This is a genomic window from Sphingomonas sp. NIBR02145, from assembly GCF_027359115.1.
Taxonomy (GTDB): Bacteria; Pseudomonadota; Alphaproteobacteria; order Sphingomonadales; family Sphingomonadaceae; genus Sphingomonas; species Sphingomonas kyeonggiensis_A.
Map to the genome: position 1 here is coordinate 4,373,870 of NZ_CP114791.1, position 23,357 is coordinate 4,397,226.

Annotated in this window: 25 protein-coding genes; 17 read left to right on the forward strand and 8 right to left on the reverse strand. The window is 67.0% G+C overall.

Annotated elements, in window-relative coordinates; all coding sequences use genetic code 11:
• Window positions 1-45: 45 nt before the first annotated feature.
• From O3305_RS20025 to O3305_RS20040, 4 genes are all read left to right on the forward strand, one after another.
• On the forward strand, window positions 46-621 hold the full coding sequence (locus O3305_RS20025; protein WP_269574106.1) for a DUF4142 domain-containing protein: 576 nt from the start codon (window positions 46-48) through the stop codon (window positions 619-621).
• Between the two features lie 19 nt (window positions 622-640).
• Window positions 641-1,417 (forward strand): histidine phosphatase family protein, encoded by a 777-nt coding sequence (locus O3305_RS20030; RefSeq protein WP_269574107.1) that lies wholly within the window; start codon window positions 641-643, stop codon window positions 1,415-1,417.
• The gene (locus tag O3305_RS20035) at window positions 1,414-2,298 is read left to right on the forward strand and encodes an NAD(P)H-hydrate dehydratase (RefSeq protein ID WP_269574108.1); all 885 of its coding nucleotides are present in this window, start codon (window positions 1,414-1,416) and stop codon (window positions 2,296-2,298) included. Before O3305_RS20030 ends, O3305_RS20035 begins: the two co-directional genes overlap by 4 nt.
• A gap of 87 nt (window positions 2,299-2,385) precedes the next feature.
• Window positions 2,386-2,544: a hypothetical protein gene (locus O3305_RS20040; RefSeq protein WP_269574109.1), complete on the forward strand. Its 159-nt coding sequence runs from the start codon at window positions 2,386-2,388 to the stop codon at window positions 2,542-2,544.
• 142 nt (window positions 2,545-2,686) lie between these two features.
• Here O3305_RS20040 and O3305_RS20045 read toward each other — a convergent pair whose 3' ends face one another.
• Entirely contained in the window at window positions 2,687-3,178 is a 492-nt protein-coding gene (locus tag O3305_RS20045) for a DUF421 domain-containing protein (protein WP_269574110.1), read from the reverse strand.
• A gap of 279 nt (window positions 3,179-3,457) precedes the next feature.
• On the opposite strand from O3305_RS20045, the gene O3305_RS20050 reads away from it, so the two are divergent.
• A complete protein-coding gene (locus tag O3305_RS20050) occupies window positions 3,458-5,680 on the forward strand; it encodes a hypothetical protein (RefSeq protein WP_269574111.1) in 2,223 nt (740 codons plus the stop codon).
• A gap of 1 nt (window position 5,681) precedes the next feature.
• On the opposite strand, the gene O3305_RS20055 is transcribed toward O3305_RS20050, so the two are convergent.
• Both O3305_RS20055 and O3305_RS20060 read right to left on the reverse strand, forming a co-directional pair.
• Entirely contained in the window at window positions 5,682-5,870 is a 189-nt protein-coding gene (locus O3305_RS20055; RefSeq protein WP_269574112.1) for a hypothetical protein, read from the reverse strand.
• A 7-nt stretch (window positions 5,871-5,877) separates the two neighbouring features.
• The gene (locus tag O3305_RS20060) at window positions 5,878-6,177 is read right to left on the reverse strand and encodes a plasmid stabilization protein (RefSeq protein WP_269574113.1); all 300 of its coding nucleotides are present in this window, start codon (window positions 6,175-6,177) and stop codon (window positions 5,878-5,880) included.
• 130 nt (window positions 6,178-6,307) lie between these two features.
• Here O3305_RS20060 and O3305_RS20065 point away from each other — a divergent pair, with 130 nt between their 5' ends.
• Both O3305_RS20065 and O3305_RS20070 read left to right on the forward strand, forming a co-directional pair.
• Window positions 6,308-7,090, forward strand: a complete 783-nt coding sequence (locus tag O3305_RS20065; RefSeq protein ID WP_269574114.1) for an SDR family oxidoreductase — start codon at window positions 6,308-6,310, stop codon at window positions 7,088-7,090.
• Window positions 7,087-8,205, forward strand: coding sequence for a glycoside hydrolase family 130 protein (locus O3305_RS20070; RefSeq protein WP_269574115.1), 1,119 nt, complete (start codon window positions 7,087-7,089; stop codon window positions 8,203-8,205). The genes O3305_RS20065 and O3305_RS20070 overlap by 4 nt, the downstream gene beginning before the upstream one ends.
• Window positions 8,206-8,232: 27 nt before the next feature.
• Here the strand turns inward: O3305_RS20070 and O3305_RS20075 are convergent, their stop codons facing one another.
• A complete protein-coding gene (locus O3305_RS20075; protein WP_269574116.1) occupies window positions 8,233-8,433 on the reverse strand; it encodes a hypothetical protein in 201 nt (66 codons plus the stop codon).
• Window positions 8,434-8,666: 233 nt separating this feature from the next.
• Between O3305_RS20075 and O3305_RS20080 the strand changes: the two genes are divergently transcribed.
• The 6 genes from O3305_RS20080 to O3305_RS20105 all read left to right on the forward strand — a co-directional run bounded on the left by O3305_RS20080 (window position 8,667) and on the right by O3305_RS20105 (window position 13,606).
• A complete protein-coding gene (locus tag O3305_RS20080; RefSeq protein ID WP_269574117.1) occupies window positions 8,667-9,173 on the forward strand; it encodes a hemerythrin domain-containing protein in 507 nt (168 codons plus the stop codon).
• Between the two features lie 138 nt (window positions 9,174-9,311).
• Window positions 9,312-9,605 (forward strand): hypothetical protein, encoded by a 294-nt coding sequence (locus O3305_RS20085; protein ID WP_269574118.1) that lies wholly within the window; start codon window positions 9,312-9,314, stop codon window positions 9,603-9,605.
• A gap of 119 nt (window positions 9,606-9,724) precedes the next feature.
• On the forward strand, window positions 9,725-10,741 hold the full coding sequence (locus O3305_RS20090) for an ATP-dependent DNA ligase (RefSeq protein ID WP_269574119.1): 1,017 nt from the start codon (window positions 9,725-9,727) through the stop codon (window positions 10,739-10,741).
• 243 nt (window positions 10,742-10,984) lie between these two features.
• Window positions 10,985-11,590, forward strand: coding sequence for an SRPBCC family protein (locus O3305_RS20095; protein WP_269574120.1), 606 nt, complete (start codon window positions 10,985-10,987; stop codon window positions 11,588-11,590).
• A 34-nt stretch (window positions 11,591-11,624) separates the two neighbouring features.
• Complete coding sequence (locus O3305_RS20100) at window positions 11,625-12,815, forward strand: zinc-dependent alcohol dehydrogenase (protein WP_269574121.1); 1,191 nt, start codon at window positions 11,625-11,627, stop codon at window positions 12,813-12,815.
• A gap of 5 nt (window positions 12,816-12,820) precedes the next feature.
• A complete protein-coding gene (locus O3305_RS20105; RefSeq protein WP_269574122.1) occupies window positions 12,821-13,606 on the forward strand; it encodes an SDR family NAD(P)-dependent oxidoreductase in 786 nt (261 codons plus the stop codon).
• Between the two features lie 158 nt (window positions 13,607-13,764).
• Here O3305_RS20105 and O3305_RS20110 read toward each other — a convergent pair whose 3' ends face one another.
• The gene (locus O3305_RS20110; RefSeq protein WP_269574123.1) at window positions 13,765-16,968 is read right to left on the reverse strand and encodes a helicase-related protein; all 3,204 of its coding nucleotides are present in this window, start codon (window positions 16,966-16,968) and stop codon (window positions 13,765-13,767) included.
• Between the two features lie 131 nt (window positions 16,969-17,099).
• Window positions 17,100-17,648: a PRC-barrel domain-containing protein gene (locus O3305_RS20115; protein WP_269574124.1), complete on the reverse strand. Its 549-nt coding sequence runs from the start codon at window positions 17,646-17,648 to the stop codon at window positions 17,100-17,102.
• 352 nt (window positions 17,649-18,000) lie between these two features.
• Here O3305_RS20115 and O3305_RS20120 point away from each other — a divergent pair, with 352 nt between their 5' ends.
• The 3 genes from O3305_RS20120 to O3305_RS20130 all read left to right on the forward strand — a co-directional run bounded on the left by O3305_RS20120 (window position 18,001) and on the right by O3305_RS20130 (window position 20,144).
• Window positions 18,001-19,134, forward strand: coding sequence for a DUF2252 family protein (locus O3305_RS20120; RefSeq protein ID WP_269576571.1), 1,134 nt, complete (start codon window positions 18,001-18,003; stop codon window positions 19,132-19,134).
• A gap of 120 nt (window positions 19,135-19,254) precedes the next feature.
• Entirely contained in the window at window positions 19,255-19,566 is a 312-nt protein-coding gene (locus tag O3305_RS20125; RefSeq protein ID WP_269574125.1) for a hypothetical protein, read from the forward strand.
• A gap of 161 nt (window positions 19,567-19,727) precedes the next feature.
• Window positions 19,728-20,144 carry a hypothetical protein gene (locus tag O3305_RS20130; RefSeq protein ID WP_269574126.1) on the forward strand — a complete coding sequence of 139 codons (417 nt, stop codon included), beginning with the start codon at window positions 19,728-19,730 and terminating at the stop codon, window positions 20,142-20,144.
• Between the two features lie 229 nt (window positions 20,145-20,373).
• Here O3305_RS20130 and O3305_RS20135 read toward each other — a convergent pair whose 3' ends face one another.
• Together O3305_RS20135 and O3305_RS20140 are read right to left on the reverse strand one after the other, a co-directional pair.
• Window positions 20,374-20,769 carry a BLUF domain-containing protein gene (locus O3305_RS20135; protein ID WP_269574127.1) on the reverse strand — a complete coding sequence of 132 codons (396 nt, stop codon included), beginning with the start codon at window positions 20,767-20,769 and terminating at the stop codon, window positions 20,374-20,376.
• Between the two features lie 189 nt (window positions 20,770-20,958).
• Window positions 20,959-21,162, reverse strand: a complete 204-nt coding sequence (locus O3305_RS20140) for a hypothetical protein (RefSeq protein ID WP_269574128.1) — start codon at window positions 21,160-21,162, stop codon at window positions 20,959-20,961.
• A 263-nt stretch (window positions 21,163-21,425) separates the two neighbouring features.
• Here O3305_RS20140 and O3305_RS20145 point away from each other — a divergent pair, with 263 nt between their 5' ends.
• Window positions 21,426-23,330, forward strand: a complete 1,905-nt coding sequence (locus O3305_RS20145; protein ID WP_269574129.1) for a hybrid sensor histidine kinase/response regulator — start codon at window positions 21,426-21,428, stop codon at window positions 23,328-23,330.
• The last annotated feature ends 27 nt before the right edge of the window (window positions 23,331-23,357 follow it).

Sequence of the window (23,357 nt, forward strand, 5' to 3'; positions counted from 1 at the left end):
CGTTGGAGGAGCGAGCCCGCAAGGGGCGACAATCGGGAGGCAAGGATGCACGCAGTTCGTTGGATGACGCTTGGCGCCGCGGCGCTGGCACTTGCAGGCTGTGGTTCGAAGACCGAGACCAGCTCCACGGATACCACGACCGTCACCGCCAATAGCGATGGCACGATGGCCAACGACATGGCGATGGTCCCTGCCGCCTCGGCCGGAGAGACCTTCGCCAATGCGGCGGCGGCAAGCGACGCTTTCGAGATCGCGACGTCCCAGCTCGCCGATGCGCAGGGCGCTTCGGCCAAGACCAAGAAGTTCGCCGCCGACATGATCAAGGCGCACACCGATTCGACCGCCAAGCTCAAGACCGCCGCGAGCGCCGCGACGCCGGCGATCGTTCCCGATGCCACGCTCACCGCCGAGCAGCAGCAGGTACTCGACTCGCTCAAGGGCGTGAAGGGTGCCGATTTCGACAAGGCCTATGCGACGGCCCAGGTCGATGCTCACCAGAAGACGCTCGATGCGCTCAAGGCCAATGCCGGCGACAACGCCGTACCGCAGTCGCTGCGGGACTTCGCGGCCAAGCTGATCCCGACCGTCGCCGCGCACCTCAACATGGCCAAGTCGCTCTGACCGACGGCCTCGCGAGGCAATGCGCGAGTCCGCCCCACGCTGGCCCCTGCAGCTCTGGCTGGTCCGCCACGGCCAGAGCGCGGGCAATGTCGCGCGCGACGAGGCGCATGCGGCCGGTCTCGAGCGCATCCCGCTGACGCTGCGCGACGTCGATGTCCCGCTGTCGGCGCTCGGCGAGCAGCAGGCGGAGGCGCTCGGCCGCTGGTTCGCGCGCGGCTGCGGCAACGGCCTGCCCGATGTGATCCTTTCCAGCCCCTATGTCCGCTCGAAGGACACCGCGCGCCGCTTCCGCGACGCGGGCGGTGCCGAGCCCGCCGAGCCGGTCTGCGTCGACGAGCGGCTGCGCGAGAAGGAGTTCGGCATCCTGGACGGGCTCACCACCGCCGGTGTCGCAGCGCAGGAGCCGCAACAGGCGGAATTTCGCCGGCTGCTCGGCAAATTCTACCATCGTCCGCCCGGCGGCGAGAGCTGGGCGGACGTGATCCTCAGGCTGCGCGGCCTGCTCGACACCGTGTCGCTCCACTACGGCGGACGCCGTGTGATGATCGTCGCCCACCAGGTCGTAGTGCTTTGCCTGCGCTACATCCTCGAGAATATGAGCGAGGAGGAGATTCTGGCCGTCGACAGGCTTGGCGATGTCGCCAATTGCTCGGTGACCGAATATCGCTTCGACGCATCGACGGGCAAGGACGGCGGGCTCGTGCTGATCCGCTACAATGAAGTGGCGCCAATGGAGGAAGATCCCGCGGCGCAAGTGACGCGCGCGCCCGACGCGCGCGTCGCCGCACGCGGATGAGCGCGCTCGATTCCGCCTGGCTGGCGGCGCATCCGCTGCCGGCGATCGGGCAGGAGACCGACAAGAATGCGCGCGGGCGCATGCTCTGCGCCGGCGGCTCGCTGACGGTTCCGGGCGCACTCGCGCTTACCGGCGAGGCGGCGCTGCGTGCCGGTGCCGGCAAGGCGCTGCTCGCGGTGCCGGAGCCGGCGAGGCTGGGGCTCGGCATCGCCATGCCAGAAGCCGCCATCTTCCCGCTCCCGACCAATGACGAGGGCGAGCTGGCCGGCAAGGCCGGCGAACGGATCGCCGCCCTGCTCGATCGCTGCGACAGCCTGGTCCTGGGGCCAGGGATGGGCGAGCGATCTGCCGCGGCTACGATCCTGCGCCATATCCTTGCCGAGGCGCGCGCCGACCTGCCGATCCTGCTGGACGCTGCGGTCATCGCGGGCGCGCGCGGATGCGCCGACGCGGTCCGCGCCCGCGATGGCAGGGTGGTGCTGACGCCGCACCCCGGCGAGATGATCGCGCTGATGGAGTGCGACGCGGCCGAGCTTCGCGATGCGCCCGACGCGCTGGCGCGCCGCGCCAGCACGCATTTCGGTGCGGTCGTCGTGCTCAAGCAGGCCGAGACCTGGATCGCGGCCCCGGATGGGGAATTGCTTCATTATCGAGGCGGCGGCCCGGGCCTGGCCACCGCGGGATCGGGTGACGTGCTGGCCGGTATCCTCGGCGGCCTGCTGGCGCGCGGTGCGGCGCCCTGCCTGGCAGCTGCCTGGGCCGTGTGGCTGCACGGCGAGGCCGGACGCAGCCTGGCCGAGGAGTCGGGCCCGATCGGCTTCCTCGCCCGCGAGCTTCCGCCGCGCTTACCATCGCTGCTCGCCACGTTCGGCACGCGATGAAAATTGCGGCGGGGCGCGGACCCCGGGGAAATTCCGGCGGGTTGAACCCTGGTGCACATATTCTGTGCGCGACGAAAGGATGACGCGATGGACAGGCAGATTTCCGAACCGCCCGCCGATGCCGGGCAGGACAAGGATGACCAGACGCCGGGCGGCCTTCCGCCGGAGCCGGTCGAGGACCGCCCGGGCGTGGGCAGCGTGAAGCCCGAGGACTATGCTGAGCCCGCCAAGGGAGACCAGGCATGACCGACAAGCGTAATGAGGGACCGGGCGAGGCGGAGCGCGCCAACCCGGGCAGCACCGACGTCGATCCCACGAACTAATCCTCGCAACAGCCCGCCGAGGGGGCCGACGATGTTCCGCCCGAGCAGCCGGGCTCGCCGCGCGGCTAGCGACGCCGCTTTGGCACGACGCTGAGCTTTCCGCTGCTCTCAAGCGTCGCCAGCGCGACATCGTCGAAGTCGCGGATCTGCTCGCTGCGAATTCCCTGGGCAAGGTCCTGGTCCGACAGGTTGGCGCGCCGCATCGCCCTGGCATCGACCTTGCCGTCCTCGACGAGCGTGATCGGTCGCGACTTGACCAGCGCGGCGACCCAGTGCCAGCGCATCGCGACAAAGGCCAGCAGGCGGTGCAGGACCACCAGGGCCAGCGTTGCCGCCAATACCGGGAAGAACGGCGCCTTGCCGGTCATGACACGACTGATATTGGATCCGACGATCAGCGCGACGACGATGTCGAGCGGGGAGAAATGCGCGAAGGTCCGGCGCCCCGCGATCCGCACGCACAGGATGCCGAAGGCGAGGAGCGGCAGCACCCGGAAGCAAAGCTGGAGCGCGCTGGCCCCCTCGTCGGGCCCGATAAGCTGGCGAAACCATTCCATGCCCGGCCAACGCCCGCGATTTAGCGCGGGTTTCACGCAAGCCGGAACCGCGCCCGATTGGCAGGGTTCTCGCGCAAAAGCATCGGGAGGCTGTCGAATGATTAGCATGCGCGTGATCGACGAACCCGGGTTCGTCCGTCCGGGCTCGCCGAGGGTTCGAGCGCTAAGCGTCGGGGTCGTACGGCGTTCGGGTCGCGCGGCGGCGGGCCGTACGCCTGTCCGATCTACCCAGGTGTCTCGGCAGCCTCGCCGCGCCGCCTGGCGGGAGGTCGCCTAGCCATGCACGGTCGCAGCCATGACCCGGTTGCCGGCGCCACGCCGGGCGCGGTGCTGCTGCGAGAGGAGCTGCGCCGCGGCACGATGTCAGAGCTTTGCCAGCTGTCGCTCGGCGGGCGGACCATCTCGCTCGCGGCGGGCCATGACGCGATCTGGGTAATCGTGCGCCGCCCGGGGCGCGGCGGCATCGCAATGCGGGCGGCCTTCTGCCCGGCGGGCTATCGGCAAGCGCGAACGGTGCGCGCCCGGAAGGGCGAGGCTGCGCGGATCGAGGTCAGGAGCCCGATCGGTACGCACCGGATCGCGGTGCGCCTGGTCGAGGGTGCGATTCCGGTGCTGGAGGTGGCGACGAGCCTCGAGGCCAAGGTCCCGTTGCTCACCTCCTTCGTGCCGCGCGACCTATATCCGCTCGACGCGCGCGACGATCCCCTGGGTGCGGTCGGGCAGGTCGAGGCGGCACAGCGCGGCTTCAACACCGGCGCGATCTATTTCCGGCTCGAGGAGCCGGACTTCGGCAGCGTGCTCTATTGCCAGGACCTCACCCGGCTGAACCGTTACTTCGCCCTGACCGATACCAAGCCCGACGGCGCGGTCGGCGGCGTCTGGCCCGAGATCGGCTATCTCCTGCCGACGCCGCCGCAGCGCGGAACCCCGCCGGTCGATCCCTTGCCCGCGGGCGAGGAAGTCCTCCTTTCCCACGCCCTGATCGCCTTCCACGACGACAGCGATGGCGACGAGCAGGCGATGGCGCAGCGCTATCTCTCGCTGCTCGGCGCCGTGTTCGGCCAGATCGAGCAGCCCGACATCGCCTATCGCGACTGGACCGCTCGCGCCGAGGATTCGCTGCGCGACCTCGCCCGTTCGCCCAAGGCGACGATCCGCCATTATGGCCATAGCTATGTCCATCCCTATACCGCCGCCGAATATCCGGATTCGATGGTCCAGCTCTCCGTGCTGAGCGGGATCCGCGACTGGGAGGTATGGGCCGGCGGGAAGGCCGCCATCGGTGTCGACCTGGCGGCCGGGCTCGGCAAGTTCTACGATCCGAGGCTCGGAACGCTGCGCCGCTATCTGCCCAATGTCGGCAAGGACAAGGACAGGAATGCGGTCGACAGCTGGTATCTCTATCATCCGCTGTCGAAGCTCGGGCGCCTCGCCATCGACGGCGACAAGCCGGCGTTGCGGCTGTTCAGCAAGTCGCTCGACTACGGAATCCGCGCTGCCCGCCACTTCGAGTACAGATGGCCGATCCAATATGACGTGCGCGACTTCAAGGTGCTGCAGGCGGCGCGCGACGATGCCGGGCTAGGCCAGACCGATGTCGGCGGCATGTACGCCTATGTCATGCTCCAGGCCTTCGAGCTGACCGATGAGTGGCGCTACCTCGACGAGGCGCGCGCGGCGATCGACGCGGCGCGCGAGATGCGCTTCGAGCTCAACTACCAGGCAAATCTGACCGCCTGGGGGGCCGCCGCCTGCATTCGGCTATGGCGGATCACCGGCGAGGAAACCTATCTGCGCCAGAGCTATGTCTATCTGGCGAGCTTCTTCCACAACACTGCGATGTGGGAATCCGAGATCGGCCATGCCCGCCACTATCGCAACTTCCTGGGCGCGACGGCGCTCCACGATGCGCCCTATATGGCGATGTACGAGTGCTTCGACAGCTTCGCGGCGTTCGAGCGCTATCTGAAGGACGCCGGCCCCGAGCTCGATCCCGCCGCGAAGCTGTTGATCTGCGAATATTGCCGCTACGCGCTCGACCGCGCCTGGTTCTACTATCCCGACGCGCTTCCGGAAGACGCGATCGCGCCGAAGCAGCGCCCGACCAACGGCCATATCGACCGCGCGCTCTCCTTCCCGGTGGAGGACCTGTATGTCGACGGGCAGCCGGCGGGGCAGGTCGGGCAGGAAATCTATGGCGCGGGCTCGGCCTTCGTCTTCGCCAGCCGCGCCTTTCACCGCGTCGAGGGTGCGCCCTTCCTGCTGTTCTGCGATCACTTCCTGCTCGGCCTGGACCGCCCGGGAGAGAAGGCCCTGCGCTTCCAGCTCGCGGGCAGCCCAGGCCGCGACGCTCGGCTCAGCCTGATCCGGGCGGGAAGCGCCGGGCTACCGGAATTCACCCTGTCGGCGCACGGCGGCAAGGCGTTGCGGCCGCGGCACGCGTCCGCGGGCCGCATCGAGTATCACGTTCCGGCGGACGCGACGATCGAGTTGCTCTGGTAAGCTAGGCGCCAAGCTCGGTCTTCATCGCCGCAAGACGCTGCTCATAGGCTTCGGCGAGCCGGCGATGGGCATAGGCCACGCCCATATCGTCCGCCTGCTCGGCGCGCGCGCGTTCCTCCCGGGCGCGCCGCTCGAGATAGTCGCGGTCCGCCGCGTCGCCTGCCCGGCGATCTCCCCATGGGTCGCTCATCGCCGCCTCAATGCGCGTGCGCCTGGTGGCGGCGGGTCTCCCAGCCCTTCTTCGCCGCCGCCGAGCGCTTGGCCGCGCTTTGTGAGGCGCCGCCCTTCTCGCCGCCCTTGCGGGCGCTGTCGTGATTCTCCTGCTTGCCTCGTCCCGATCCCGAATTCTTGCCGCCGCCGGACTCCTTGTTGACGGTCGCCCAGGCGCGGCGCTCGGCCTCCTCCTTGCCGACGCCGCGGTCCTCATAGCCCTCCTCGATATGCTTGGCCTTGCGCTTCTGCTTGCCGGTGTAACTGCTCTTGTCGCCTTGGGGCATGATCGCTCTCCCATCGTCTAACCGACTGCAACAACGCCCGATTTCGGCGGCCAGTTGCGCGCCATAACCTGGGTTATGCCGGGAACCCGCGCGCGTCCCTTTGGTTCGTGGCGGGAAGGAGAATGCAGCCATGACCGAGCTTGCCGACCCGCCCGCCCGCGACCTTTCCGACGCGCATACCGAGATGCCGAGCCTCAAGGGGCGCAAGGCGATCGTCACCGGCGGGACCACCGGCATCGGCCGGGCGATCGCCGTGCTGCTTGCCTCCGAAGGCGTCGACGTGTTCGTCTGCGGCCGCGATCCGCAGCATCTCGAGGACGGGCTCGGCCGCATCCGCGAGGTCGGCAAGGGCGACGGCATCAACATCGACCTCGCCGACCCCGACGGCGTCGCCCGCTTCGTGGGGGCGGCGAAGGACTATTTCGGCGCGTTCGACATCGCGGTCCTCAATGCGGCGATCCCGGCGCAGGGCGTGACCAAGATGAACGCGGAGGAACTCCGCTATGCCATCGCCACCGACTTCACCGCCTATCTCGCGAGCGTCGATGCCGCGGCGGAGGTGATGCAGGATCACGGCGACATCGTCCTGATCGGCTCGATGAGCGCGCATGTGCTGGGGCCGGATTCCAGCGTCTATGCCGGGATGAAGGCCGGCATCGCCGGCTTTGCCGAAGCGGTGCGCAAGGAGCTCGGCCCCAAGGGAATCAAGGTCGCGCTGGTCGAGCCCGGCAAGACGGGCGCCGACTTTCAATATTCGAGCTTCACCGCCGAGGAGCAGGCCGAGCAGATCAACAAGGAGTGGATGTTGCGCGCCGAGGATATCGCCGTCGGGGTCCATTACGTCCTGACCCAGCCCCGGCGCGCCGTCGTCCAGCAGGTGACGATCGCGCCTCGCACGCAGGACAAGGAATGACCAGCTTCCCGATCGACCGGCTCGTCTTCGGCCCCGACGACATCGACCTGTCGCGCTCTCCGCTGGCAGGGCATTTCGATGCCGAGACCTATGTGCTCGGCGCCTTCAACCCTGCGCTGACGCGGCTTCCCAACGGCAACCTGGCGATCTTCGTCCGGGTGGCGGAGGCGCTCCGCGATCCGATCGTCGACGGCAAGATCCACGCAATCCGCTGGCACGAGGGCCGCTACGTCCTCGATCCCTGGCCGCTCGAGCTGGTCGACACCGGCGATCCCCGCAAGTTCCTGATCCGCGGCGGTCGCTGGAAGGTGATGGCGCTGACTTCGCTCTCGTGGATCCTCCCCGTCGAGCTCACGCCGGATGGCCTCGAGATCGTCGACATCCATTACGACAAGGCGATCGCCCCCAAGGGCAGCTTCCAATGCTATGGCGTCGAGGATGCGCGCGTGTCGAAAGTCGGTGATCGCTGGCTGATGACGACCTGCTCGGTGAGTCCCGAGCGCCACTCGACGACGCTGTACAGCTCGCAGAACGGCCTCGACTTCACCTTCGAGGACGTGGTCCTCGACCACCAGAACAAGGACATGCTGATCTTCGAAGGGATGGTGGACGGCAAATACTGGGCGCAGACGCGGCCGCTCGGCGATCTCTATTTCACCTATCCCCCGGGCAGCGAATGGCGCGGCGGCCCGTCGATCAATCTCGCGACCTCGCCCGACGCGCTCCACTGGAAGCCGCACCGCGAGCCCGGCATCCGCCCGCACGCGGGGACGATCGCTACGGCGCGAATGGGCGGTGGCACACCGCCGATCCTCACCGATGCCGGCTGGCTCACCTTGTGGCACGGCGTCGAGCCCAAGGAGATCGTCGGCATCTATCGGACCTATTGGTCGATCCTGGACCGCGACGATCCCGCCAGGGTGTTGCGCACCGAGCATACGCCTTTGCTCGAGGCGGCGCCCGAACTGACCAGGCCGCTCGAGGACAAGATGTACGTCCGCGACGTCGTGTTCACCACCGGCATCGCCGATGCGGGCGATCATTATGTCGTGGCCTCGGGCGAGGCGGACCTCGCATGCCGTGTCACCCACATACCAAAGAGCAGCTTCGCCTGACGGACAGGCGCGGCACCGCCGCGGGCGTCAGCGCCGGCGGACGCCCCGCAGCCCGTTGATCAGCGCCATCGCGGCGATACCGATGAAGGCCGCGCTGGTCCAGGGACGCGCCTTGGCGAAACCCTTGGCCTTTTCCGTCAGCGGCGCGTCGCCGGAGAAATGCTTGACGATGTCATCGGTCAGCGCGGTCTTGCTGTTGGATTGCGGGGCGGAAGCGTCGTCGGTCATGCAAATCTCCTCGAAGCACCGGCGGATAACGCGGTCGCCGCCTCGAAGTTCTCTCCGGCCACCGGCGGAGCGACTATTGCCTGCCGAGGGCCAATTCACGCTGGCCGTATCTGCACCGCTGCGACGAAATCACGATGCCGGAAAGACGCCCGCCTTTCAGTTGCAATCGATTCGCAGGCGGAACCGAACGCAATTCCGGACCGCTTAGATCGCGCGCAAGCGGGAGATCCAACATGGCTGAATTCACGGACGCAATCGCACTGCTCAAGGCCGATCACCGCAAGGTCGAGGCCTTGTTCGAGCAATATGAAGGCACCAACGGTGCCGCCGCGAAGAAGAAGATCGCCCATCAGATCTGCGTGGAGCTGAAGGTCCATACTGCGATCGAGGAAGAGATTTTCTACCCGGCGTTCAAGGGTAAGATCGAGGACGATATCCTCGAGGAAGCCTATGTCGAGCATGACGGCGCCAAGGTGCTGGTCAACGATATCGAGGCCGGAGATCCCGGCGACGACTTCTACGACGCCAAGGTCAAGGTGCTCTCCGAGGAGATCAAGCACCATGTGCACGAGGAGGAGATGCCCTCGGAGGGCATGTTCGCCCAGTGCAGGGCGACCGATGTCGATCTCGTCGCGTTGCGCGACGAGATGCTGGCGCTGAAGCAGAGCCTGCTTGCGCAGGAGGAAGCGTCGGGGCTTCCCGTGGCGAAGCCCCGGGCCGTGAATTTGATCACCGCCTGAGCAGGACCGGATGCGGGCGCCGGTTCGCCCGCACCCTAAGCGCTTGCTGCCGAAGATCGCGAAAGGCCGGCTTGCGAAACGCTCGGCGGGAAATCCGCCCGGCAAGATGCCGAGGCCGAGACGGAAATGGAGAACGCCATGGATCGCGAATCCCCGTTGGAAGCGTTCGCCATCGGCTTTCGCCTCTGGCAGCTCGGCGTCGAGGCGAGCATCGTGATCGGCCTGCGGTCCTGGAAGATCGCGAGCGGCGGGAGCGGCGCCGGCGCCGAGGCGAGCCGCATGGTGTCCGAGAAATGGCTGGCACTGGTCGAGGCCAATACCCGCCTGCTGACGGGCAGCTATGGCAGCTCGCCGCACAGCGTGGCCGATGCTTTGCTGCGTCTTTATGGCGGCAAGGTCCGCGCGAACCGCAGGCGGCTCACCCGGCGCTGACCCCGATCGCACAGTATCGCGAAAAGCTTTCGCAAATTCGCAGGCATCCGCACCGACCTGGAAACGGCGCCGGCGTGGCAGGAACGGGCGCGGCGCTCCGATCGTTGCTCGGCGCGATCATGAAGTCGCGTTCGATTCCGCAGCCGATGGAGGCAGTGCTGGCCGACGACCTGCCTATGGGCGGCGGCTGGCAGTTCGAGCCCAAATGGGACGGATTTCGCGCGCTTGCGCTGCGCGAGGGAGAGGAGGTCGAGCTCTGGTCGAAGTGGGGCAAGCCGCTCGGCCGATATTTTCCCGACATCGTCGATATGCTGCGGGGCCTTGCAGCGAAGCGCTTCCTTCTCGATGGCGAGCTCATCATTCCCGTTGGGGACAGCCTGTCCTTCGCGGCGCTCCAGGCCCGGCTCCATCCGTCGGCTTCCCGTGTCGCCAAGCTGGTCGCCGAGGCACCCGCACAGTTCATGCTGTTCGACTGCCTGCAGCTCGGCGAAACTTTCCTGGCGGACAAGCCGCTCATCGAAAGGCGCGCTGCGCTCGAGGCCTTCCACGCGGCGCATGCATTGCCCCGGCTGATGCTGTCCCCTCGGACCGAGGAAGCGCAGGTGGCACGGAACTGGCTCGCCGGAAGCGGCGGCGCGCTCGACGGCATTGTTGCGAAGCCGCTGGGCGAACCTTATCGTGCCGGCGAACGCGCTATGCGCAAGGTCAAGCAACTAAGGACCGCCGACTGCGTCGTGGGTGGCTATCGACAGGGCGCCAAGGGAAGCGTGTCCCTGTTGCTCGGTCTCTACGACGAGGACGGATTGCTCGATCATGTTGGCTTCACCTCGAGTTTCGCGGCCGCCGACCGAGCTGAAATCCTGCAAAGGGTGACCGGAGCCGTGGGCGAGCCGGGCTTCACCGGCGACGCACCCGGCGCACCGAGCCGGTGGAGCGGGGTTGCCAAGCCTTATGTGAAGCTGCGCCACGCGCTGGTGGTCGAGGTGGTCTACGACCAGGTCAGCGCAGGGCGCTTTCGCCATGGCACGCGGTTCCTGCGCTGGAGGCCCGACAAGGCACCGGCGCAATGTACGCGAGACCAGTTGATACGCGAACTCCGGCCCGCCGAGTTGGAGGTGATCCTGGCCAAGGCGTGATCTACCGGTCGAATCGCCCCGGGGTGGACGATCCGCAGGCGCGCGGCGCGAGCGGTCACCGCCGACATGTCATTTGGTCAAGGCGCGCCGCAGGCCGATCGGGCATGACAGGCAGTTCCGCGCGAAACCCAGGCTGAACTGTGGCGACAGATGGAAAGCGGCGCGCGACGGACGGATCGATGCAGGCCGGAACGGCGCGAATAGCGCATTGTTCTAACGAGATAATCTCCCGGAGAGACGAAGATGGGCGAGACTCTCGACACGCCGCAGCGCGACGATGCGCCACTGGCGACTTCCAAGGATTCGGCCGCGGTCGATGCGGCGACCGATACGCTGATCGACAAGCCTGGCCAGGGTGACGCCGACGTGCTGGTCGGTCGTACTGTGACGATCAACCGGCCGCGCGAAGAGCTGTTCGCCTATTGGCGCGACTTCGCCAATCTTGCGACGTTCATGGAGAATGTCGAACGCATCGACGTGCTCGATGACAGGCGCTCGCACTGGGTCGTCAAGGCCCCCGGCGGCAGGACCGTCGAATGGACCTCGGCGATCACCGAGGAGCGGGACGGCAGCTTCATCGCCTGGGCTTCCGAGGATGGCGCCGACGTGCCGAACAGCGGTCGCATCGACTTTCGCGATGCGCAAGGTGGTCGCGGCACGATCGTGACTGCGACGATCCTCTACGATCCGCCAGCCGGCGCGATCGGCAAGCTGATCGCGAAGATGTTCCAGCGCGAGCCGGCCATTCAGGCGCGCCGGGACCTGCGCCGCTTCAAGCAACTGATGGAAACCGGCGAGATCGCCACCGGCGCGCGCAACAAGCGGCTCCAGGACGAAGGGAAGAACTGATGCGCGCGAGTCTTTTTGAAGAGGGAGCACGCTGATGCGCGCACTGGCCTGGCACGGAAAGCACGACGTCCGCGTCGATACGGTCGACGATCCCGAGATCCTCAACCCGCGCGACGCGATCATCAAGGTGACCTCCACCGCGATCTGCGGATCCGACCTTCATCTCTACGACGGCTACATCCCGACGATGATGAAGGGCGACATTCTCGGCCATGAGTTCATGGGCGAGGTGCTCGAGGTCGGTCCCAAATCGACGCTGAAGATGGGCCAGCGCGTCGTGGTGCCGTTCACCATCGCCTGCGGCAGCTGCTACCATTGCGGCAAACACCAGTACTCAGCCTGCGATAACGGGCTGCCCGCCGATAACCAGGACATCGCCCAGGAACTGTACGGGCAGCCGATGAGCGGGCTGTTCGGCTATAGCCACATGACCGGCGGCTATTCGGGCGGACAGGCCGAATATGTCCGCATTCCCTTCAGCGACGTCGGCCCGCTCGTCATCCCCGAGGGGATCGAGGACGAGAAGGTGTTGTTCCTCTCCGACATCCTGCCGACCGGCTGGATGGCGGCGGAGAATGCGCAGATCGAACCCGGCGACACGGTGGCGGTCTGGGGCTGCGGCCCGGTCGGGTTGTTCGCGGTCCAGTCGGCCTTCCTGATGGGGGCCGAGCGCGTGATCGCGATCGACCATTTTCCGCGCCGGCTTGAGCTCGCGAAGAAGTTCGGTGCGGAGACGATCAACTTCGAAGAGACGCGCACCTACGAGGCGCTGATGGAGATGACCGGCGGCATTGGCCCCGACGCGGTGATCGACGCGGTCGGGCTCGAAGCGCATGGCTTCTTCGTCGACAATGTGATCGACCAGATCAAGGCAAGCACCTTTCTCGGCACCGATCGCATCCACTCGATCCGTCAGGCGATCCACGCCTGCCGCAAGGGCGGCCGCGTCTCGATGCCAGCCGTCTATGGCGGTTTCGTCGACAAGTTTCCCCTGGGAGCCTTCATGGAGAAGGGCCTGACGCTGAAGACCGGCCAGACCCATGTCCAGCACTACATGCCGGCGCTGCTCAACGCGATCATGGAAGGCAAGATCGATACGACCTTCCTGATCAGCCACACGCTGCCGCTCGAGGACGCGCCCAAGGGCTACAAGATGTTCCACGACAACCAGAACGAAGTGACCAAAGTCGTGCTCAAGCCCGGCCTGGCGCTGGCAGCGGAGTAGGGAAAATGGCGAACAAACTCGCGATCGTGACCGGTGCCTCCACGGGGATCGGGTTCGAACTGGCGACACTCGCGGCGAAGGAAGGCTATGATCTGATCGTCGTCGCCGACGAACCGCTAATAGATGCGGCGGCAGCGGACTTCCGGCAGTTCGGCACCGAGGTACAGTCGGTGCAGGCCGACCTCTCGACGCTCGACGGCGTCGAGGCGCTGCTCGCGACAGCTGCCGGCCGCGCCATCGATCTGGTTTGCGCGAACGCGGGCATTGGCACCGGTGGTCCTTTTCTCGAGCAGGACGTCGCGGCCTGGCGACATTCGATCGACACCAACGTCACCGGCACCGTCTATCTGCTCCAGAACGTCCTGCGCGACATGGTAGCTCGAGACAGCGGCAAGGTGTTGGTGACCGGCTCGATCGCCGGATACATCCCCGGGAGCTTCAATGCCGTGTACAATGCCACCAAGGCGTTCATCGACAATTTCACCGAGGCGCTGCGCAACGAGCTCAAGGACGCCAAGGGCGTCACGCTGACCACGCTGATGCCTGGCGCGACCGACACCGAATTCTTTGCACGTGCCGACATGCTCGACACCAAGGTCGGCCGGGACGATTCCAAGGCCGATCCTGCCAAGGTGGCGAAGGACGGCTGGGATGCGCTGATGGCCGGCAAGGGTCATATCGTGTCGGGCCTCGCCAACAAGCTGCAGGTGGCAGCTGCAGGAATCGCGCCGCAATCGGTGCTGGCGGAACTGCATCGGGGCATGGCCGAGCCTGGTGCCGATTCCGACTGACTAGATCTGGCCCAGGGTGGCGAGGCAAGCTTCGAGGACTTCGCGGCGAAGCCATCGCTGGCGCCGGCAAGAGCCGATCGCGAGGACGGCTAGCCCGGGGCGAAGTCCGGCAATGGCGTCCGGGTCGCGACGCGCTTCGCCGTTAGCCGGGCCTGGCCTTACCGAACAGGGTCCGTGGCTCCGCCCTCGCCGGCCTCGCGGATCGTCGCGAGCAATTCCTCTATCCGCTCGAGCCTGGCGAGCGGATCCTCGATGCGATCCCTTGCGATCAGCCGGTCGCCCTTCCGCTCGAGCGCGAGGGCCTCGAACGCGCGACCGCTATCGGGTCGCGGCGTCAGCGCGATCGCAGCCGGCCCGGCATCAATGCGGGCGATGCCTGCCGAGCGCGCTTCGGTTCGGACGCGGGCGATCGCAAGCAATGTCCTCGCTTCGGGAAGCAGCGATCCGAACCGATCTTCCAGCTCCTCCTCGATCCGATCGATCTCGCTCGACGATCGCGCACGGGCGAGCCTGATATAGAAAGTGATCCGGATCTCAGCTTCCGGAATCAACAATCCCGGGAGCCGGCCCTCGATGCCGAGGCGAAGATCGGGCGTCCAGCGCTCCACGGATTCGCCGCGCGCGGCGCGAAGCGCCGCCCCCAGCAGATCCTGATAGAGGTCTATGCCGATCAGCTTCATATGGCCGGCCTGTGCGTCGCCCATGAGGTCGCCCGCGCCGCGCATGTCCAGGTCCGCCGCGCTCACCGCGAAGCCTGCGCCGAGCCGATCGAAGGCCTCGAGCGTCCGCAGGCGCTTCAACGTTCGCGGCGCCAGCGCCTTGTCCGGGTCGGTCAGGAGGATGACCTGGCCACGGCGTCCGCCGCGACCGACGCGTCCGCGCAGCTGGTGGAGCTGGCTCAGGCCGAAACGGTCCGCCCGCCAGATCACCATGGTGTTCGCGCGCGGTACGTCGAGGCCGGCCTCGATGATGTTGGTCGCCAGCAGGACGTCGCCGTCGCCCCGAGCGAAGCGGACCATGGTCTCGTCGATCTCCGCCGCGCCCATCTTGCCATGGGCAGTCAGCACCTCGAGTTCCGGCACGAGCTCGCCGAGAATTGTGGCGAGCGGCGCCATGTCCTCGATACGCGGCACGACCACGAAGCTCTGGCCCGCCCGGCTGCGCTCGCGCAGCAGTGCCGCCCGTATCGCGGCCTTGTCGAACGCGGTGACCGCAGTGCGGATCGGCTGCCGCCGCGCTGGCGGCGATGCGATGATCGAGAGCTGCTGGATGCCGACAAGTGCGCTTTGCAGCGTGCGCGGGATCGGAGTCGCGCTCAGCGAGAGCGCATGGCCTGCCCCCAGCTTACGAAGGCGTTCCTTGTCGGCTGTGCCGAACCGCTGCTCTTCGTCGATGATGACCAGGCCTAGCCTGTTGTAGGTGACGCCCTTGCCGGCCACGGCGCCCGTGCCGACGACGACCCGGATCGAGCCGTCCGCGATGCCGGCTCGGACGCGCCTGCGCTCGGCCGGCGTGGAAAGCCGGGACAGACCCGCGACCTCTATTCCGGTTCCCTCGAACCGCGCGGCGAAATTTTCAAGGTGCTGGCGCGCGAGCACGGTGGTGGGGGCGGCGATCGCGACCTGATATCCCGCAAGCGCAGCGAGCGCGGCCGCGCGCAGCGCCACCTCGGTCTTGCCGTATCCAACATCGCCGATGACGAGGCGGTCCATCGGCTTTCCCGAGGCGAGATCGGCGCGCACCGCATCGATCGCCCTGGCCTGGTCCCGCGTCTCGGTGAATGCGAATCCGCCGGCGAATTTCTCATACTCAGCCGAGTCCGGCGCGAGCACCGGCGCCGTTCGCCCGGCGCTCGCCGCTGCGATCTCGATCAGCCCCGCTGCGGTCTCCGCGATCGCGGCGTCGATCGCGGAACGGCGCTTCTCCCAACTGGAACCGTCGAGCCTGTCCAGCGTCACTGCGTCGGCGTCCGCGCCGTAGCGCCACAGGCGATCGGCTTGGCCGATCGGCACGAGCCGCATTGCGCCCCCTGCATATTCGAGTGCGATCGCTTCCGTGTCCCCTGCCGGCGAGGCTCCGAGCCCATGGACGCGGCCGATGCCATGGTCCTCATGGACGACGACGTCGCCGATGCGGATCTCGTCCAGCGCGAAGACCAATGCTTGGTGGCTGTCGGCGATCTCATCGCCGCGTTCCGCCCGGCTGCCGAGCAGATCGGCGGCCGCAACGGCAACCAGATTGCCGCGGCGGAAGCCGCGGTCCAGGGGCACTTCCAGGGCGAGAAGGCGGCCAGGCTCGGCTCCGACGACGCTCTCCCAGTCCGGCATGTCCGTGATCTCGGCCTTTGCCGCCTTGGCGACGCGTGCGCGAAGAAAGCGCAGGTCGCGGGCGGTTCCGAGGATCGCCAGGGTGCCACCCCCCGCGAGCAGCGCGCGCGCGAATGCTCCAAAGGCGCGCATTGGGGATCTTTCCTCCACGAACCGGGGGACGGGAGCCGGTTCGGCTTCCAGCTCTATAGCCTTGCGCTCCGCGATCGCTGCGGACCAGTCGCGATCGCCGACGACGTGCCGGCGCGCCTTGCCAGGACGCCTCCGCTCGGCATCCGCGACGAGGGCGAGCAATCGACGCCGGCGCTCCTCCGCGCCGGTCTCGATCGCGAGCCGGGCGCCCGGGAGGTGATCGACGAGCGAGACGCCTTCGTTCCCAATATCCGGCTCGGCCACGCGCCCAAGCTCGCGCGCGTCGAGTTCCTCTACCGAACGCTGGTCGATCGGATCGTAGCTCCGGATGGAAACAATCACGCCATCGACAATCTCGACGCGCAGCGGAAGCTCGGCATCGGCCGGAAACACGTCGAGGACCTGGCCCCGAAGCGCCACTTCTCCCGGTTCGTCGACCCGTTCGTCGCTGACATAGCCAGCCTCGACGAGGCCGTCGAAGAGGCCGGCCAGGTCCACTGCCTCGCCGCGGACAACCCTGGGCGGCTCGGCATCGAAAGCCTGTGGCGGCGGGTAGCGATGGCCGAGCGCCTCGCCGCTGGTCACCAATGCGATCCGGCGCTGGCGCTCGTGCGCCTGGGCGAGGCGGAGGCGGCGCAACGCAGAGACGCGTTGCCCGACATTCACCGGGGATGCCGGCGCGTCGTCGCCCGGAATCGCGTCGCTGCCGGGGCAGTAGATGATCTCTGCTTCGGTGAGAGCGTCTAGCGTCCGGGCAAGCGCCGCCGCCCGCTGTTCATCGCCAGCGGCGACGATGACGTCTTCCAAGGCAAGGATCTCGGCCAACTGGGCCGCGGCCGCGCCGATCGGGGCGGGGCGCACCTTATCGGGGGTAGCGAGGGCGCGGACCGCAGGCTCGGGCATGGATGACACGCTGTTCTACCTTTCGAATGGGAAGGTCATGCCAGCCGGAGGCTGGGCAAGCGTCCTCCGGGGAGCCGCATCCCCACGCGCTGGGCGCAGACGGCGAGCCGCACCCGAGCGGCCGATGCTGATCACGACGCATGGTCCAGCACGACTTTCACGGGCCAGTCGCCGCCGTCGAGCGGCTCGATCGCGTCGAAGAGGTTGCGCGGCATATCGAGCGCCAGGAAGTCGCAGCCGAAACGGATCGCCTGGCGCGGCACTGCGCGCAGCGCCTCGCCAATCCCGGTGGGCGGTCCGCTCGCCACTACCACATAGCTGATCTCGCCGGTCGCGCATTCGACAAGCCCCTCGACCGCCTTCCCCACGCGGTCGCCGACGCTGTCGACGACGGGCATCCCGGCCAGGCCGGTGGCAGTGAACAGCGATGGCGCGGCGGCGCGCCGGCTCGCCTGGGAGGCGGACTTCCCGCCATCCTCATAGACGCGCTGGCGGCCCAGCCAGCGCCAGATCCCCACCGCGTTGACGAGCGTCAGGAAGCAGTTGGTCGCGAGCAAATTGGTCTGTCCGCTGGAAAGGCCGACCGTCGCCCAGCCGAGCGATCCGACGGTGAAGACGACGAAGCCCCATCCCGTCAAACGGGCACCGAGGTTCGCGGCGGTCATCATCGCCGCGATCATGGTCGCGCAGGGCGCTACCCAGCCAGTAATCGCAATAAGCGTGGCGACCTCCGATGATTGTCCGGTCGCGACGCGCAGGTCGCGGCCTTTGCCAAAGTGGCGCGTCGCCCTATGGCGTCGGTGCGCTGCTCAACTCGAAAGCGGGCACGGCGTTCCTCAGAAATCTCGCGCTCGCTCAGGCACTTGCTTCAGGTTAAACCCCTAGGCGACGGTTGGGAGCATGGTTGCAGCAACAGTTTGTTACAATCCGGCCGCTCGGGCGTTGCAGCGTTTCCCAATGAGGAAGCCAGATTTGCCGATGCCACTCCCAGCCGACCGCAAGACCATGTTGGAAAGTCGCCGCGCCATGAAGATGGCCCGGTCCGCGCACGCCTTCGTCCGCGGCAACACCGCCAAATTCTACGAATGGCTGGCGGCATCGCCCGCCGCGCGCCGGATCCCGCAGGGGCCGGCGATATGGATTTGTGGCGACTGCCACCTCGGCAATCTCGGACCGCTCGCCAACGAACTGGGCGACGTGGAAATTCAGATCCGCGACCTCGACCAGGCCGTCATCGGAAATCCGGCCCACGACCTGATTCGCCTGGGCCTGTCGCTCGCGACGGCGGCACGCGGTTCCGATCTTCCGGGTGTCGTGACCGCTCGAATGATGGAGGAAATGGTGGATGGCTATGGCGCGGCGCTGAGCGATCCCGATCGGGACGACCCCGGTGTGGAGCCCGAGCTCGTCCGCAGCGTCAAGCGGCGAGCGCTGGGACGCCGCTGGAAACACCTTGCCAAGGAGCGCCTGGACGCGATCGAGCCGAGGCTGCCGCTGGGCAAGCGCTTCTGGGCGCTGGACCCCGACGAGCGTGCCGCGCTGCAAAGCCTGTTCGAGGATGGCGATGTCGCGCGGCTGATCCTGTCGCTCGACCGCAAAGGGAAGGCGCGCAGCGTCCGGCTCGTCGATGCAGCCTATTGGATGAAAGGCTGCAGCTCGCTCGGGTCGCTGCGTTTCGCGGCGATCGTCGGCTTGGAGACGGGCAAGGGGAAATCGGAATACGCCTTGATGGATTTGAAAGAGGCGGTCGAGCCGATCGCGCCGGCCTATCGGGGCGCCCGCCTGCCCAAGGACCAGGGGGAAAGGGTTGTCACCGCCGCGAAGGCACTCTCGCCTCACCTCGGCTCGCGCATGATGCCCGTGCATATGCTGGGCCGCAGCCTGGTGCTGCGCGAACTGGCGCCCCAGGACCTCAAGATCGAAGTCGAGCAGTTCAGCCAGGGACAGGCGATTAGGGCTGCACGCTATCTCGCCTTCGTGGTGGCCAAGGCGCATGCGAGGCAACTCGACGCCCATGACCGCAAGGCGTGGGGGGAGGCGCTTGACGCCGACCGGCGCGGATTGATCGACGCCCCCTCTTGGCTCTGGGAGAGCGTCGTTTCCCTCGCAGGGAGCCACGAGGAGGGGTATCTCGAGCATTGCAGGCGCTACGCGCTGGCCGCCTGACGCACGCCCTTCCTTGCGATCGTCGCGTCCCCGGTGGCGGACGGCCTGACTCTGCCGGCGAAAGGGAACAGGGTGCATTCGCGTCGGTTGAAAGCGCGAATTCCGACGGGAGCAAATCACATGACGACGACTCCGACAGAAGCCGCCGGCGCCGCCGCGGCGCCCGAGGCGGCGTCGCCCTCGGCACTGTCCCACATCGCCAGCCGCATCGGCACCTCGAGCAATGCCCTTGTCGACCAGGGTATCGCGCGGCTTGGCCGGATTGCCGAAGAGCGAAAGGCAGGAGCTGCCGATGCCATGGGCACCGTCGTCGAGATCGTGCGCCAGTTCGGCGACGATGCCGGGGAAAGATTTGGCGATACTGCCGGAAGCGCCGTCCATCGTGGTGGAGACGCCCTCGATCGGCTCGCGAAGACGGTGCGGAACACGTAACTGGACGAAATCGCCGACGGCACGCGGCGCGTCATCGGGCGCAACCCGGTGATCGCGATCGGCGCGGCCTCGCTGCTGGGCTTCGCGGCCGGACGCATTTTCAAGGCCGGGCTGGTTCGGTCCGGGTCCGGTAGCCAGGCACGCGCAAAGGAGGCGCTCGCATGACCCGTCAGACCGCTACGAAGCTCAACGCCGCCACGAGCGAGGCACGGGGCGCGCACAAGGCACGCCGCATCGACACAGGCCGCGCCGCGATCGCCGGCGCTGGCGGTCGCCTCGGCCGGCTGGCATCGGCAGGTGCGCGGCAGGTCGCGGAAAATCCGATTACCGCCGCGCTTGGTGCTGCCACGATCGGCGCCGGAATCGCGCTGCTGTTGCCCGTAACGCGCCGCGAAGCCGAGGTTCTCGGTCCGCTCGCGGACACGCTGGAGGACGTCGCGCGCGGCGCCACGGAGAGTGCGATCGATATCGGCCGGCAGGAAGTGAAGGAGCTGGCGCAGACTGCGATCGCGGGCGTCGGTGGCGCCATGGTCGAATCGATGCTGGCTGGCGACACCGCCACAGGCGGCAAGTCCTAGCGTTGTGTTTCGCCGGTGCCGTGGGTACTTCGGTTGCCAGCCGTTGCTGCCCATTCTGATGACGACCGGCTATAACGAGGATCTTGTCGCGGATATTCCGCGCGGCACACAGCTCGACGTGGTCGGCAAGCCCTATCGCAAGGGGAGCTAGCGGACCGGGTTCGGATCGCGCTCGACCGCCGCAGCAGCCGTCGCGGGACGATATGGGCGACTTCGGACCCAAGGAGGGCTAGGCGGCGTCCCGCACGTCGACCAGCCCGGCGAAGGTGCCGCGGATCGACGGATCGGTATCCCGGCAAAGTGCGGCGATACGGCCGCCGAACTGGTCCTGCGTCTCCTGGAAGCTGCGGCGGGCCATCGACCATTCGCCGAATTCGCGCCGCGTGGTTTCGCGCCGCGAGAGAAGCACCAGCGCATGGTGGCGAGGGTCGGCGATGATGCGAAGGAAGACGTCCTCGACCGCGGTCTTCGGTCCTTCGAGCGCCTGGAGAAACCGACGCCCATCGGTGTAGAGAAGGCCGGTGATCTCGTCGCGCGCATTGTTGCGCTGCGCCTGTGCAAGGAGCTGGTCGAGATCGATGACTTCGTTCTTGCGCGCCGAGCTGATGTAGAGAAGTTGCAGCATCGAATTCTCCTTGCAGAGGTCATCTGGGCGCTAACTACCTAATAAATCACGAATTAACCCAGATCAGGACTCGTGTCGGGCAAACGGTATCGTGGGTTCGAGCGTGATAGGGGGCGAACTTGCCTGCCGCGCTATGATGGGCGAACTCCGCTATGGACCGTGCATGGCAGCAAGCCGGCGGAGCGAAGATCATGTCTCGCCGTGCGACGCAGGATCGGCAACCAACAGGACGCCGCGGCCCGAGGCGGCCAGCTCGACCTGGTCGAGCTGGCGCAAGAGATCGTCGAACCCTCCATCGGCCGGCACTGGTATCGCGCCCCGGAAGCTTTCTCCCAGCCGTTCCGGGTCCTGCCGGGTAAGCAGACCAATGGCGACGATACGAGGATCCGACACAATGATTTCCTGCACTTAGCTGACTTCAGGGCATACTTTCCACGCGGTGATATCAACCCCTTGGCAACGCGCACGTTCCGCCCACAGTCATAACTGGCCCGCCGTTTGAGCTATGCTCGCCCCTCGGGCGCGCTCCGGTCGTGGCGCATCCTGCGGCCCGGAGGAGCCGGACAATTTCCAGCAATCTCCGCCTTCTAGCGGGATTTGCGCGGCCGTGCCCATGCGCGCTATGGCGGCGCAGCGCCTTCTTTTCAGGGAATAATATGGTCCAATCGCCGCTCGAGGATCCTGTCGCAAACCGGTTCGAGATACTGGTCCAGTCGGTGATCGACTATGCGATCTACATGCTCGATCGCGAAGGCCGGATCGTCACCTGGAACGCGGGTGCCGAGCGGCTCAAGGGCTATGCCGCAGAGGAGATCGTCGGCGAGCATTATTCGCGTTTCTTTACGCCGGAGGATCGCGCGGCCGGGCTTCCCGCCAAAGCGCTTGCCAAGGCGGCCGACGAGGGGCGGTCGGAGGTCGAGGGCTGGCGAGTGCGCAAGGACGGCAGCCGGTTCTGGGCGCATGCGGTGCTCGACCCGATCCGCGCCGAGGATGGGACGCTGGTCGGGTTCGCCAAGATCACGCGCGATATCACCGAGCGGCGCCAGCTCGAACAGGCGCGCCTGGCCAGCGAACTGCAATTCCGCATGCTCGTGCAGGGCGTACACGACTATGCCATCTACATGCTCGATCCGAGCGGACGCATCACGAGTTGGAACGCCGGCGCCCGCGCAATCAAGGGCTATGAGGAGCAGGAGGTGCTGGGCGAGCATTTCTCGCTCTTCCACACCGAAGAGGATCGCGCGCGGGGCACGCCGGCCATGGCGCTCGAGACGGCACTGCGCGAAGGCAAGTTCGAGGCCGAGGCTCGCCGCGTCCGCAAGGATGGATCGCTGTTCTGGGCCCATGTCGTCATCGATCCGATCTACGACGAGGTCGGCACCCATATCGGCTTCGCGAAGATCACGCGCGACGTGACCGAGCGCAAGCTCGCGCAGGACGAGCTGCGCGACACCCAGGCCGCGCTCCTCCAGTCGCAGAAGCTCCAGGCACTCGGCGAGCTGGCCGGAGGCATCGCGCACGACTTCAACAATCTGATGACCGTGATCCGCGGCTCGACCGATTTCCTTCTGCAGCAGCCGGACCTGCCCGCCGAAAAGCGTAACCGCTATCTCCACGTCATGCTGGAGACCGCCGAGCGCGCCGCCAGCCTGACTTCGCAGCTTTTGGCCTTTGCGCGGCGCCAGCCGCTCGAGCCCGAGGTTCTTGATCTGAGCGTTCGTCTCGATGCGGTGGCCGAGATGCTCCAGCGTACGCTGGGCGGCAATGTCGCGCTCGAGCTCGACCTGGCGCCGGCGCTCTGGCCGGTCGAGATCGATCCGACGGGGCTGGAGACTGCGTTGCTCAATGCGGTGTTGAATGCGCGCGATGCGATGCCGAACGGAGGCCAGATCCGTCTCGTGACGAGCAACCTTTCGCGGCCCGAGGGCGACATGGTGTGCCTTGCGATCAGCGATACCGGGGAGGGCATCGCGCCCGAGAAGCTGGAGCGCGTTTTCGAGCCCTTCTTCACGACCAAACCGGCCGGAAAGGGCACCGGGCTCGGCCTGTCCCAGATCCATGGGTTCGCCGTGCAATCCGGGGGTTCCGCAACCATCGAATCGGAGCTCGGCCACGGCACGACGGTCCGCATTCTGCTGCCCCGGACCGACAAGCCGGCGCAAAAGGGGGCAGAGCTCGATCCCCAAGTCTCGATTTCCGCCGGCCTCAATGTGCTGCTGGTCGAGGATAGCGACCATGTCCGCTATTTCGCGCGACAGCTGCTCGAGGATCTCGGTTGCGAGGTGGTCGAGGCTGCGAGCGGCGAGGAAGCGCTCGAGCGCCTGAGAGACAACTCGGTCGACCTGATATTCTCCGACATCGTCATGCCGGGCATGAACGGCTTGGAATTTGCCAAGCGCGTGCGCGAGCAGAACGATCGGGTCGCGGTGCTGCTGGCGAGCGGCTATAGCAGCAAGCAGTTCATTCCCGCGGACCAGCGGGAATTTCCCATTCTTCGCAAGCCATACAAGCTCCAGACGCTTGCGGTGGCGATCCGCACGTTGCTGGCGCAGGGCGACTAGGCGGCGGTCGGCCCCGGACACGAGCGT